At 43.6% G+C, this 14,094-nt stretch carries 12 protein-coding genes; 5 read left to right on the top strand and 7 right to left on the bottom strand.

Annotated elements, in window-relative coordinates:
• Positions 1-75: 75 nt before the first annotated feature.
• From aspS to RTN07_RS01930, 5 genes are all read left to right on the top strand, one after another.
• On the top strand, positions 76-1,896 hold the full coding sequence (gene aspS, locus RTN07_RS01950; RefSeq protein WP_312175177.1) for an aspartate--tRNA ligase: 1,821 nt from the start codon (positions 76-78) through the stop codon (positions 1,894-1,896).
• 22 nt (positions 1,897-1,918) lie between these two features.
• The gene (locus tag RTN07_RS01945) at positions 1,919-2,863 is read left to right on the top strand and encodes a lysophospholipid acyltransferase family protein (protein ID WP_312175176.1); all 945 of its coding nucleotides are present in this window, start codon (positions 1,919-1,921) and stop codon (positions 2,861-2,863) included.
• An 18-nt stretch (positions 2,864-2,881) separates the two neighbouring features.
• On the top strand, positions 2,882-3,664 hold the full coding sequence (locus RTN07_RS01940) for a glycosyltransferase (protein WP_409455524.1): 783 nt from the start codon (positions 2,882-2,884) through the stop codon (positions 3,662-3,664).
• 108 nt (positions 3,665-3,772) lie between these two features.
• Positions 3,773-4,582 carry a hypothetical protein gene (locus RTN07_RS01935; RefSeq protein WP_312175174.1) on the top strand — a complete coding sequence of 270 codons (810 nt, stop codon included), beginning with the start codon at positions 3,773-3,775 and terminating at the stop codon, positions 4,580-4,582.
• On the top strand, positions 4,573-5,427 hold the full coding sequence (locus RTN07_RS01930; protein ID WP_312175171.1) for a hypothetical protein: 855 nt from the start codon (positions 4,573-4,575) through the stop codon (positions 5,425-5,427). Before RTN07_RS01935 ends, RTN07_RS01930 begins: the two co-directional genes overlap by 10 nt.
• On the opposite strand, the gene RTN07_RS01925 is transcribed toward RTN07_RS01930, so the two are convergent.
• From RTN07_RS01925 to glnE, 7 genes are all read right to left on the bottom strand, one after another.
• The gene (locus RTN07_RS01925; RefSeq protein ID WP_312175169.1) at positions 5,405-6,502 is read right to left on the bottom strand and encodes a glycosyltransferase; all 1,098 of its coding nucleotides are present in this window, start codon (positions 6,500-6,502) and stop codon (positions 5,405-5,407) included. The two genes, RTN07_RS01930 and RTN07_RS01925, sit on opposite strands and share 23 nt — an antisense overlap.
• 16 nt (positions 6,503-6,518) lie before the next feature.
• Positions 6,519-7,274, bottom strand: a complete 756-nt coding sequence (locus RTN07_RS01920) for a glycosyltransferase family 25 protein (protein WP_096488768.1) — start codon at positions 7,272-7,274, stop codon at positions 6,519-6,521.
• A gap of 18 nt (positions 7,275-7,292) precedes the next feature.
• Positions 7,293-8,390 (bottom strand): glycosyltransferase, encoded by a 1,098-nt coding sequence (locus tag RTN07_RS01915; RefSeq protein WP_312175166.1) that lies wholly within the window; start codon positions 8,388-8,390, stop codon positions 7,293-7,295.
• Positions 8,391-8,405: 15 nt separating this feature from the next.
• Complete coding sequence (locus tag RTN07_RS01910; RefSeq protein ID WP_312175164.1) at positions 8,406-9,275, bottom strand: glycosyl transferase; 870 nt, start codon at positions 9,273-9,275, stop codon at positions 8,406-8,408.
• Positions 9,276-9,285: 10 nt separating this feature from the next.
• Positions 9,286-10,113: a glycosyl transferase gene (locus tag RTN07_RS01905; RefSeq protein ID WP_312175162.1), complete on the bottom strand. Its 828-nt coding sequence runs from the start codon at positions 10,111-10,113 to the stop codon at positions 9,286-9,288.
• A gap of 112 nt (positions 10,114-10,225) precedes the next feature.
• Complete coding sequence (locus RTN07_RS01900) at positions 10,226-11,170, bottom strand: branched-chain amino acid transaminase (protein WP_007116868.1); 945 nt, start codon at positions 11,168-11,170, stop codon at positions 10,226-10,228.
• An 85-nt stretch (positions 11,171-11,255) separates the two neighbouring features.
• A complete protein-coding gene (glnE, locus tag RTN07_RS01895; RefSeq protein WP_312175159.1) occupies positions 11,256-14,078 on the bottom strand; it encodes a bifunctional [glutamate--ammonia ligase]-adenylyl-L-tyrosine phosphorylase/[glutamate--ammonia-ligase] adenylyltransferase in 2,823 nt (940 codons plus the stop codon).
• Positions 14,079-14,094 lie beyond the last annotated feature (16 nt).

Here is a 14,094-nt window from a genome sequence, read left to right as displayed (position 1 = left end):
AAACAAGGCATAATATTCGTTTATAAAAATTTTTGCTACTTCGTACATTACGAAAAATATTGGGATTGCTTCATTATGATGCGTACACACTATTGCGGGCTTGTCACCGAAAACTTAAACGACCAAACCATCACTATTTGCGGTTGGGTGCATCGTCGCCGTGACCACGGTGGGGTTATTTTCTTGGATATGCGTGACCGTGAAGGCCTACTGCAAGTGGTCATCGACCCAGATACCCCAGAAGCATTCGCTACAGCAGATAGCGCGCGTTCTGAATATGTGCTCAAAATTACCGGTCGTGTGCGTCAGCGTTATGCCGGTACTGAAAACAAAAACATGACCAGCGGTCAAGTGGAGTTATTGGCCAAAGACATCGAAACAATCGCCACTTCTGAGACGCCGCCATTTCCCCTCAATGATGAGTTTACCAACGTTTCTGAAGAACTGCGCCTAAAATATCGCTTTTTAGACATGCGCCGTCCAGAGATGCAAGAGCGTATGAAGTTTCGTGCCAAAGCGACATCAACCATTCGCCGTTACCTAGATGACCAAGGTTTCTTGGATGTAGAAACCCCTATCTTGACCCGTGCCACCCCAGAAGGCGCGCGTGATTATTTGGTACCTAGCCGCGTGTCAAATGGTGAGTTTTATGCCCTACCACAGTCGCCTCAGCTATTTAAACAGTTATTGATGGTGGCAGGTTTTGACCGTTATTATCAAATTGCTAAATGTTTTCGTGATGAAGACTTACGTGCTGACCGCCAGCCAGAATTTACCCAAATCGATATCGAAACCTCATTTTTAAGTGATGAAGATATCATGAACATTGCCGAAGGATTAACCAAAGACTTGTTCAAAACCATGATGAACATTGAATTTGATACCTTCCCACGTATGACCTACGCTGAAGCCATGCGTGACTATGCGTCTGACAAACCAGACTTGCGTATTCCTATGAAGTTAATTGACGTGGCTGATATCATGCAGTCTGTGGAATTTAAAGTATTCTCAGCCCCTGCTCAAGACCCAAAAGGTCGTGTGGTGGCGCTTCGGGTGCCACAGGGTAGCGACCTTACCCGTAAACAAATTGACGAATATACTAAATTTGTCGGCATCTATGGCGCAAAAGGTTTGGCTTATATCAAAGTCAATGATGTGAGCAACATTAACAACGGTGTTGATAAAGAATCAGGTCTGCAATCACCGATTATCAAGAACATGACCGATGAAGTATTAATCGAGCTGATTAAACGTACTGAGGCGCAAACCGGTGATATCATCTTCTTTGGCGCGGATAAAGCCAAAGTCGTCAATGATGCCATGGGTGCGCTGCGTGTCAAATTGGGTCTAGACCTAAATATGCTGACCTGTGAGTGGGCGCCGCTTTGGGTGGTGGATTTCCCGATGTTTGAAGAAACCGACAGTGGTGATGGGCTGGGGGGTAAATGGACGTCGGTGCACCACCCCTTCACCAAGCCAAAAGGCACGGTTGAAGCGATGAAAAACAACCCAGAAACCGCGCTGTCTATCGCCTATGACATGGTATTAAACGGTACTGAAATCGGTGGTGGTTCACTGCGCATCAATACCTTAGAGATGCAAAAAGCGGTATTTGAAGCATTGGGTATTTCTGAAGCCGAAGCCGAAGAGAAATTCTCATTCTTACTTAACGCGCTAAAATACGGTGCGCCACCGCACGGTGGTTTGGCATTCGGTCTTGACCGTTTAATTATGCTAATGACAGGCTCACAATCGATTCGAGACGTCATCGCCTTCCCAAAAACCAAAACGGCTGAATGTCCGCTGACTGAAGCCCCTGCGCCTGTGGATGGCAAACAACTGCGTGAATTGGGTATCCGTATACGCGAAAAAGACAGTAAAGCGCCACAATCTTAATCAAGGTCACACCTTTAATTAGATGAATGCCTTTACTCTCCTTAAATATGTGCCAATGTGGATGCTATATCTATTGGCACATATCGCAAGCTTTATCATTTCACTTCGTCGTGACAAAAGTATCATGAAAACGGTGGATACTAACTTACGACTTGTCTATCCTGAACTCACCGAAACTCAGCGTGACCAGCTTGCCAAAGCCTGTATTGCCAATCAAAGCAAAAATATGGTGGAATCGGCTAAAAGCTGGGCGATGCCACCTGCGTGGTCGGTCAAACAAATCCATACCGTGCATCATCAACAAGTTTTAATGCAAGGCTTACAAAATCCCAATGGCATGCTTGCAATTGTGCCGCATTTGGGAACATGGGAAATCATGAATGCGTGGCTCAACCAGTTCGGCGCACCGACCATCATGTATAAACCCGTGAAAGGTGAACAAGCCAATCAGTTTGTGCTACAAGGGCGTCAGCGACTAAATGCAACTTTGGTACCAACTGATGCGACTGGGGTCAAAGCGATTTTTAAAACCCTAAAAGCAGGCGGTTTTAGTATCATATTACCTGACCATGTCCCTGACCCATCTGGCGGTGAAGTGGTGCCGTTTTTTGGTATTCCGACACTAACCAGTACTCTTGCTAGCAAATTAGCCAGTAAAACAAAGTGTAGCTTGGTAGGTTTGACCTGTGTACGCCGTGATGATGGTCAAGGCTTTGATATTTATTGTGATGAGTTAACTGACCCCGCCTTGTATGATAAAAACATGGTGACAGCTTCAACCGCGATGAACCACGCCATCGAGCGGATGATTGATCGTTTCCCTAGTCAATACATGTGGGGCTATAAGCGCTTTAAACGTGTGCCAGGATTTCCGGTTATTTATAATGCCAAGCCATCTATCGCGGTAGCGGTTCGCCAGCGTTATCCAAAACTTGGCAATCATGATATTATCAATCCATTCACTTAATATGATAATCATTTACTTATGACTTTACCAAATTATACTTCAGCGCCTGCTTTGCCCGATGAAAACCGTTACATTATTTGTATGAAATGGGGCACCAAATACGGTGCTGAGTACGTTAATCGCCTGTACAATATGGTTAACAGATATTTAACACTGCCCTTTCAAATGGTATGTTTGACCGATGATAGTACAGGGATAGATGCCAACGTCAAATGCTACCCAATTCCTGAGCTCAATTTACCCAGTAATATTCCTGAACGTGGCTGGAAAAAACTGACCACCTTTAGCCCTGAATTATATGATTTGAAAGGCACGGCGTTATTTTTGGATATTGATATTGTGATTGTCGATAATATTGATTGCTTTTTTACTTATCAAGCGCAGCACGATGACAGTGTGGTGATTATCCGTGATTGGAAAAAACCGTGGCGCATGGTGGGTAATTCATCGGTGTATCGTTTCAAGGTTGGACAACATACCTATCCGAATTTGTTATCAAATTTTGAGCAAAATTTTGACAAGATTCGTAGCCAAGTGCGCCATGAGCAAGCTTACCTATCCAATTATTTGCGTGAGCATCATCACCTTGAATATTGGGATGCGTCTTGGTGCGTGAGCTTTAAATACCAATGTGTGCAGCCATTTCCCTTAAGTTTTGTCAAACCGCCGATTTTGCCTAAAGGGGCAAAAATGGTGATTTTTCATGGGGAAGTAAATCCACCCGATGCCATCATGGGCAAAAGCGGTAAGTGGTATCGTAAGGTATTACCCACTAACTGGATTAGGGATTATTGGCGATAACTCAACCTTTGATAGTTAAGCCTTAGATAGTTAATGGATAATTGAGCATTGGATAATTAAACTTAGAAGAAATTTCACATAAGCTTGCGGTTTTAGGAATAATAAAAAATGGCAAACTGGTATCGTAAGTTTATTTTATTATTTAAAAGTGAAAAACGCCTTGGGGCGAATCAAATTATTGACTACTATGCCGGGCAAAATATTGAGGCGATGAAAAGTCGTGTGATTGATAGTGATACTTGTTCTATCATTGACACGATTATTCAAGCTCACCCCCATTTATTAGATGATACCCAAGTGGATGAGCCGATAAACCCGCTTAAGGACTATGAGCCACGGCGTATTCGCAATTTATACACGCATTTAACCACGTTGCAACGCGAGTTTATAGGACAATCTGAACTTAGTTTTTACCATGCGATACTGATTGTATTATTACGCCGCCGGTTTCAACCTGAAAAAACTTTTCAAACCTTTACCCATCTTTGGCAAACGCAGACTGACTATTTGATGGATAATTTAAGTTTACGGTGGATTGCCTCTGCCTGCGATACCTTTATTGATTTTGATCCAAAGCCCACTAGAAAGGCAATATTACTCAATATTATTACTTTGATTAATACGGTAAAAGTCTACGAAACCCAGCAGTATCTGTGTCGTTCATCTACCAGCCTAGATGAGGAAAAATCCGCTATTTTGTACGCGCATCATAAACCACTGTATGCTGGTTTGACCTATTTTAGGCTAGGTAAGGACGATACACTAAAACATATGCGTGAGCGGTATCAGCATTTTTACGCTGAAGACCCTTTTTCTACCACACTCTTACTCAAGGTGTTTGCTAGATTGCATGACCAACCTAGCGCATTCACCACATTAAAACAACTACATAAGGATGAAAAATCAGCATGGTGGTAGCCAATCATTCTTTGATATTTACTCAATCTACTCAGACAATCGCCCTACGTATTGTCAATCCTGCATTTGTGCTACCAAAAGTCTCTGATACGACGGTACATATTTTGGCGTCAGGACCGAGCATCCAAACCAATGCCATTGACCTGCTTGGTTGTGAGTCGGTTATATTTGTAAATGGCAGTATTAGCCTGACCGAACACTATAAATTTGATAAGATTGTGGCGTATGTCATCACCGACCCACGCTTTATTAAGCATAACTGTAGTATTCCGCTGCAATATTATCGGGGGGAGTATCCGCTGTATATCAGTGCGTTAGTAGCAGAACAACTATGGCAAGATGCGCCCGATTTTTTAGTTCAATATGCCGACCATATCTATATCATCTATCCAGTCGATAGACCGATTGATGATAGTTTGATTGCCCTTCAGCAAACTAGCCTTTTAGGCAAAATAGCTGTCACACTCAATAAACGTACCCGACTAAAACACCTAAAACATAGCCCTTATCATAGCATCAACAAAAAAATTGGTGTGTCTTGGGATATTCGTTACGGCTTTGTTGAAGGGGGAACGGTAGCGTTGGTGGCGTTACAGCTTGCTTATTCTTTAGGGTTTCAAATGATACATCTGTATGGCATTGATTTAATCAATAGCCAGCAGCCACGGTTTTATGAAAACCAAGACAATGCTGCCCCGACCAAACTTGATAAGGCTATCACCCACCGTATCGTACCCTCGTTTGATTGGGTAGCCAACAACTATCAGCAAAAAGGCGTGCAAATTTATAACCACTCGCCCATCTCTAAGGATTTGTTTACATTTATTCCGTATCGTGCAGATTAGAGGTCACGAATCGCTCAATGTATTGATTAGCGATATTTTTGGGTAAAAATCGCTCATCAAACGGCACGGCAAACGCTGATGGATTTGCCATTGCTTGTTCTAATAATTGGGCTAAGGCGTCAATATCATCGACAGGGACAAGACTTTGCCTTGGTAACAACTCACTAGGACCATACGGACAGTCGGTGCTTATTACAGGCGTATCCACGGCTAATGCTTCGGCAATCACTCGCCCAAAGCCCTCAAATCGAGAACTTAACACTAAGCATTTAGCGTGTTTGATATACGGATAAGGGTTGGATTTAAAGCCAGTAAATACCACCTTGTCGCTAATGCCTAAATCAACCGCAAGCTGTTTGGTTTCTGCCATCAGCTTGCCTTGACCCACCAAATACAGCGGATAGCGTTGAGAGGTTTTGGCATAGGCTTTTAGCAGAATATCATGCGCTTTTTGGTACTTGAAGCTGCCCACATGCACAATAAACTCCGCAATCTCTAGCGGGTATGCCTCTGCCATTGCCTCAATAAGTTTGTTATCAATCGGGTTATAAATCGTGGTAATATTCGTCAGCCCTAAGGTCGCCTTAAAGTCCACCGCCACTCCTTCACTAATCGCCACACAAGGCTGCGCATGATAGGTCGTCTTTAGCTGCGCTATATCCATAGGCTTATTGCGAGCTTGGGCTAATTTCAGTTCTTGAGAAAGTGTATTACGAATCACATGAATAACATTGGGTAATTGGCTATAGCTTAACACCTTGTCCGCCCGTTCCAAATTTGAAATCGTCAAACATGGCTGACCAATATGCGTTAAAATATAGTTATCTAAATGTTTGGCAAATTGTTGGTAACGCACCCTATCACTGGGGATTAATTTAAACCACTTAAAGTTGACAATATGAAAATCAATGTGTGGGCTAAGCTCATATTCTGTGGTGGCTTTAAATCGGATAACATGGACTTTATAGCCCAGTTGATAAAAGCCTTCCGCGAGCGTCAATACTGACTTTTCTGCCCCGCCCCCCTGCAAGCAGTTGATAACCAACACAATGATATTTGAGGGGTTGCAGCTCACAAGTGGCTCCTTAGGTTTATTCAAAGGTAAGGTTGGTCATATATAGTGGGCGTGTCGCACGCAGGACTTCACGTTTGATTTTTTGTAGCCCTGTTAAAGGTCGTTTAATTTCTCGGCTTCTGGTTGCCTGCAGGCTGCTTGCCAAAGCAACTTGAGGTAATAGATGATGCTCCTGAATCACAATAGCAGGTACAAGCTGATATACAGGCAGGGCTTTGGGGTATTTTCCCACATCAAATAGCATCACATCGACTGCCTCAAGCTGCGGTAGGTTTCTAATATATTGTAATAGATACTGACAAGCGCGATGGGATAGCAGATAACCTGCCCCGCCTAAATGGCGAGACTTTAATTCATAAATCGTCCGTTTACTCTGAGGTAAGACTATCGGATGAGCCAAATGCACCCTTGGGCTTACCTTTTCTAATTTTAAAATATCGATAGCTTGGCTTTGCAAAACATCAATTTGACGAATCAACTGCTCGAACTGCTGACCTAAAAAAATATCATCCTCATAAATCCCGATATAATCAAGATTTTCATCCACACAGTGTTGCCACAGGCTAGCATGACTTAAAAAACAGGCAATTTCGGTGTCACTAGATACCGACTTTGTGATATCAATCGCCAGTCGCTGAGCGACTTGGGTATTTTTATCCGGGGTGACCGCCGAAAAAAAAGTAAAAGGTATGTGCTGCTTAGCAAACTCTTGTTGGATATGGCTTTGCCGCTTGCTATGATGAGCGAGACTAATCACATAATTTTTTAGCATCACTTTTCTCGCTTGGGCTTATTCACAATCAACCCCCATAAACGCCAAATACTGACCGGCAACATTTTGCGGCAAAAAAGCTTCGTTAAATGGCACGTTAAACTGGCTAGGATGGCTCATTAATTGGTTGATTTTTTCAGTTAAAGCAGGGATATCTGCCACTGCCACCAAATTCTGCGGCGGCAAAATCTCACTAGGTCCTGACGGACAATCGGTGCTAATCGCAGGCACGCCCAATGCCAATGACTCTGCCAATACCAATGCAAAGCCCTCAAAATGAGAGGATAACACAAATCCTGTGGCGTGCTTTAGCAATGGGTAAGGATTCTTTTGAAACCCAGTTAAAATCACTTTATCTTGCAAGTTTAACGCAATAATTTTTTGTTCAATTTGCGCTTTCAAATTACCCTTACCCACCAATACCAAGGGCAATGTCTGTGCCGAATTGGCATAAGCTTGCAATAAAATTTCATGCCCTTTTTGCGCTTTAAAACTGCCCACATGAATAAGATAGCCCCGTCGGGTAATGGCGGGTAAATCTGGGCTGGCTGCCTCAGCTAATACACGGATGTTATCACGGTCGATGGGGTTATAAATCGTGGTGGTTTTGGTCGGTTCGCCAAATTGACGGACAAAATCTTGCTCCACCCCACCGCTCACACAAATAGCAGGGTATTTGGTATAAATCCGTTGAAAGTAAGAAAGCTGCTTGGGAGATAAGGTAGCAAGTTTTAATTTTTCACTCAGTTGATTATGGATGACATACGCCACCTTTTTTTGCCTTGAATAATAAAATACCTCATGTTCACGGTATAAGTTCACGAATATTGCCACAGGCTGACCAATATGTTTATTGATATAGCCATCGACCGCGCGAGCAAAAAAGAAATGCCGAATTTTACCTTTCGGAAACCGTCGATAATTGCGAAAAGGAATAAGATGATAGATTAAATTTTCGCTTAATGTATGTTCGACAATCGGGTCAAATCGGACAATATGCACCTCAAAACCCATCTGGTAAAAGGCTTCCCCCAAGGTCAAAACAAATTTTTCTGCCCCACCGCCTTGCAGTGAATTAATCACTAATACGATTTTTTGTGACTGAACCAATGCCATTTAATACTCTATTGACTATTTAAACCAACGACTAAATAAAGAAGGTTTTTTCGCAGGACGAGTGACCGCATTACCTTTGTAACCTTTTTTATAAGTTCTTTTCGGAAACTCGCCAAACGGCGTAGTGCGATAGTTTTCAATACTATAGCCCGCTTGTATTGCCTCTTGATAATAGGTATCGAAAAGCTCAACCAAATCTTGACGAGGGTGCGGCAAAATCTGCCCATCAAACCAATGCGTTTTGCCCTCGGCTTGTAAGCGCGGTAAGGAATATTTATGGCTAAACTGTGTTCCCATGTCCGAATAATGCAAAATCCGAATATCCTCAATCGCTAAATCTTCGCCATCCACACAATTAAAGCTGTCTTGGTAGAGTTGTATGAGTTGCGGATTGGCTTTAAATTTTGCCATCATTTTGCTATGGCTCTCAGGATCGGCTTGTAGATGGGCGACAGGCTCAAGATAATCCTTGGCTTTTTGGCAATCCCATACGCAGGTGCACAGTCGCATCAAATCGCCATCGCCTTTAGCCGCAAGAATCGCCTCATCGGATATCGGGTGCTGCCACAATTTAGCGATATCGTCCAACATCACCATATCGGCATCCATATAAATCGCCCGTCCGCTAAAGCCACAATATTCGGGGATTGCCCAACGAAAGCCCGAAAACGGGGTCGCCCATTTTTCGGTATGCCAGCCTTCGCCTGTTTGCGGGTTGGAATACCATACGCTGCTTGGGTCACGGCTTAACTGCATCCAGATAATCTCGACAGGCTCGCTGGTATGTTTGTGCAAGCTATAATCTAGCACCATCATCTGCTCAAGGTCGCTGTTATTAGGATCACAGCCGATAAAGATTTTGATAGGTTGGTCTAAGTTCGCCATAGTTTATCCTCTATTCTCGCCAATGCGTTGCCACCCAATCAGTCGGCAAAATAAAATGGCGTAAATGCGAAATCGGTTTTTTGATTTTTTCAGCGGTGAATAATTGCCCTAAATGTTCTTTAGCGTTATCAGCAGAATTTTTATTGTATTGTCCTGCAATCGCATTTTGCGGATACAAATCCCCAGGGAAAATAATAATGCGTGCATCATGAGGCAGTTTTGGCGGAATAAAATAATTTAGCGGAAATGGCTGCCGGCATTTGCGGCGAAAATGCACCACCCACTCTTTGGGAAAAAGCTTAACCCCGCCTGGGGCATTACGAGTGACAAAACGCTGCTCAAAGCGATATTTATCCGCCACCCCTTGTGGATCGGCACGGAATTTTTCTAGCAAACTAACCAAACTACCGACTTTAAAGCGAAAACACGAGGTTTGACCTAGCTTCTCTAAGGGGTTACTTGGGTTGTAAGATAAAACCGTCTGATCGTCATCGCCAAAACTAAAAAAGTCGTCAAGGCTACCCACTATGACTACATCAAGATCTAAAAATAATACCGTTCCTGTGACATTGCCAAGCTGTGCATTCCAAAGCCGTGACTTAGGCCATTTACCAAGGGTATTGGTAGGCATCACAATATCGCTGGGCGGCAAATCCTGACATTCTACTTCAGGACGGATGCCATCGGTATTGTCGGTAAAGCAGACAAAGCGAAACGGCGGGGTGATATTACGGCTTACCATCCCATAGAGTTTATTAACGTAATCTGCGCCATATTTGGTGCCCCATTTGATACAAATAATTTGTTTAAGCGGGGTGGTTGCACTCGATGTTGTCATGTCACTTCCAAAGTACCGATAATTTTTCAAAAAATAAGGATAGTCATTTTAACATAACTATCCTTTTATGTTCACTTATCTACTTATTTTCACTTATCTACAATTTTACCGATTATTCATCCACGTAGCTGAGCCAGTGCGCGTATTTATCATTTTTGCCTTGTACCACGTCAAAAAATAGACTTTGCAGTTTTTCGGTGATTTCACCACGCGCGCCGCAGCCAATGACGTGGTCATCATATTCACGAATTGGGGTAATCTCGGCAGCAGTACCTGTCATAAAGATTTCGTCCGCGATATAAAACTCATCACGGGTGATTCTACGCTCATGGACTTTGATGCCCAAGTCCTGTGCAAACTGTATCACCGTACGACGGGTAATGCCGTCCAATGCCCCCCCTGACAAATCTGGGGTATGAAGCTCACCGTCTTTGACCAAAAATAAGTTTTCCCCTGAGCCTTGACAAACATAGCCTTGGGTATCCATCAATACCGCTTCATCATAGCCATGACGGGTGACTTCTTGGTTTGACATGATAGATACTGGGTAGTTGCTGACGGCTTTGGCTTTACACATGGTGACGTTTGGATGGTGATGGGTAAAACTTGAGGTTTTTACCCGGATACCTTTTGCCATGCCTTCTTCACCCAGATAAGCACCCCAAACCCAAGCGGCGACGATGGTGTGAATGCTATTGTCTTTGGCAGCGATACCCAATTTTTCAGAACCTACCCAAATCAATGGGCGTAGGTATGCCGATTCAAGGTTATTTTCACGTACCACGGCTTTTTGTGCTTGTAATACTTCTTCATACGAATAGGGTACAGCAAGTTGGAAAATTTTAGCTGAATTTAGCAGGCGCTGGGTATGATCTTCCAGACGAAAAATCGCCGTACGTCCATCATGGGTTTTGTAGGCTCGCACCCCCTCAAATACGCCCATACCATAGTGCAGTGTGTGGGTTAATACGTGGATTTTGGCATCACGCCAGTCTACCATGTTGCCATCCATCCAGATAAAACCATCACGGTCTGCCATGCTGGGAATTGTTGCCATTGATTACTCCTAGTGCTTTGTTTGAAATAAAAAGTTTTTTGTTTGAAATAAAAGTTTTTGTTTGAAATAAAAAGTGATGTTACATCTATTCTGGACGCTGCCCGATTAAACGATGCCATTGCGCATCAACAAAATTACGTAGTTCATGCCACTGGGCTTCATCTACCAGTATCGGCTGCTCTGCTAAAGCCAACCGATGCGTCATACTGCGGATGCGAAGATAAGCATGCGTTAGCTGTTGGCATATTTCTGCCTCGATGATGCCCGTTTTGGCAAGCGCTTCAAAGATACGCACATTGTCACTCCAAACTGCCAACGCAGGATAACGATTGGCATACGCCAAGACAGCAAACTGGGCAATAAACTCAATATCAACCAATCCGCCTGCATCTTGTTTCAGATGGAATAACCCTTGCTGCTTGGTATGCGGTTTGCTGCCCAAATGGTCTTGCATCTTATGCCGCATGGTCGATACTTCGATACGGACACTATCTTTATCGCGCGGCAGACACAATACTTCTTTACGAATTTGGTCAAATCGCGTCATCACGCGGTTATCGCCACAAATCGCACGAGCGCGAACCAACGCTTGGTGTTCCCACGCCCAAGCTTTGTGCATTTGGTAAAGTTCAAACGCATGGGTAGAAACCACCATCATACCCGCTTGACCCGAAGGACGCAGACGCATATCAATCTCATAGACACGACCATCGCGCGTTTGGGTGGTCAAATAATTCATCAGTTTTTGGGCTAGGCGTGCGGCAAACTTCATACCGCTGATGGGTTTTTCACCGAGCGTCATCGCTTCTTCATCAATGTCATGAATAAACACAAGATCAAGATCTGAGCTATAACTCATCTCAAGTCCGCCAAGCTTACCATAACCGATAATCGCAAAGCCATTATGCGCTTCACTCACAGGCTCGCCTTGGGCATTAACAGGATACCCATGTTTTTTTACCAATTCACCAAATACCCGTTGCAACGCTTTTTCAAGAACCACTTCAGCGATAAAGGTGAGTGAATCAGAGACTTTCATCAACGGTCTATCCGCCAACACATCACTCGCCGCCACTGCCAAGACTTGGGTTTTTTTGAAAAAACGAAAGGCGTTGAGTAGCCCTTCTTCATCATTAGGCTCTACCCGTAACAACTGCTGACGCAAGATGTCACTAAGTTCTGCCTTATCAGGTAAATGACGGTATTTTTCACGGATAAATGAATCCAGCAAAACAGGATAACTGACCAATTCGCTCGCAATCCAAGGGCTTGCTGCCAACATGGGAATCAATTTGGCGGCTGCCGTTGGGTTTTCGACAAACATGACCAAATAAATTGACCGACGACTTACCGCCTCTAGCAGTGTCAACATTCTAGGCAACGCCACGTTGATTGCATCTTCGCTTAAATCAGAATGTAACAACCCATTGATTAGAATCGGATAGGCAGCATTTAAGCGAGTCTTGGCTTCTTCACTAAGCCCTGCGATGAGCTTACTTTGCCAAAACTGACTTAATTTATCTTTATTGTCAGCACTTAATTTTTGCTCAAGCTCAGATAAATTGTGCTGATGATCCACTTGTAGTTGTTCATCAGACTGCTGACGATCACTGACCAGCTCGTCAAAAGGTATTTTTACCATTTGGCGGTATTCATTAAGTTTGGCTAACAATGCCGCCCAATCGGCAAACCCCAACACTTGGGCAAGCTGATGTCGCTGCATGGCATCTTGAGGTAATCGCTGGGTTTGTTCATCATTGATGGCTTGGATACCATGCTCTAATCTGCGTAAAAAACGATAGGCTTGTGCCAATTGCTCATGGGTCACAGCATCGATAAAGCCATGTTTTTCCAGTTGGCTCATCGCTTGTAGGCAGTTTTTTACTCTGATATCACTGACACGCCCGCCATAAATCAACTGAAACGACTGCACAATAAACTCAATATCACGGATACCACCTGCCCCAAGCTTGACATTGTCGGTATCTTGACGTTGTTCGACTTGGTTTTGAATCAGCGATTTCATCTCACGTAGGGCGGCAAAGGCACTATAATCGACATAATAACGAAATACAAACGGCTTGATAAGGGCTTCTAAGCTATCGCTAAAGGTGACAGGATTGACGATTCTGGCTTTTAGCCAAGCAAATCGCTCCCATGCCCGTCCATGTTGGGCAAAATATTTTTCCAGTGCCGATAAATGAATTGCCAAATCACTGCCATCGCCCCAAGGACGCAGGCGCATATCAATGCGAAATACAAAACCGTCTTGGGTGTTTTTATCCAGCAGATTGATGATGCCTTGACCCCATTTGGTAAAAAATTTCTTGTTGTCGATGGATTTAGCAGCTTTTGACCCTGGTTGTTTTAACGGGTCAACCACCGTCTCACCTTGCCCTTGATGGACAAAAATCAAATCGATATCGCTGGATAAGTTGAGCTCTTCTGCCCCCATTTTACCCATGGCGATGATGGCTAAATCATCTTTATGTGGTTTATTTTTTTCATCAAAAAAATACGGCTCGCCATAGCGACTGATTAAATCTTGATACACATAGTCTTTGGCAAAGATGAGACAATAATCGGCAAATTTTGATAGCTCCCATGTCAGCTGCTCTAGGCTAATCAGATTTAATGCATCTTGCCAAATCCAGCGCACCATCAACAAATTACGTAGATGACGCAGCCCCCTCATAACGGCTGCTTCATCCGCCAATTGGTAATCTTCATCCAGCGTATAATCGCGTATTAAATCTTTGATATGTTGGACATCGAGCGTTTGGGTAAGCGGATAGCTTTTTAAAAAGCTTTGTACAACGTTTGTTTTAGTCTGCCAATACTGATAGCCAAAATTACTAGCTTGCTGTAATACAGCGATTTGTTCCATCGTCGGTAAGCGTTGCGGCATTCTAATTTCCGTGTGG

Source organism: Moraxella sp. CTOTU46934, from assembly GCF_031979465.1.
In the GTDB taxonomy this organism is placed as follows: domain Bacteria; phylum Pseudomonadota; class Gammaproteobacteria; order Pseudomonadales; family Moraxellaceae; genus Faucicola; species Faucicola tetraodonis.
The sequence above is the reverse complement of the archived record's forward strand: the minus strand, read 5'-3'. Positions and strand labels throughout refer to the sequence as shown.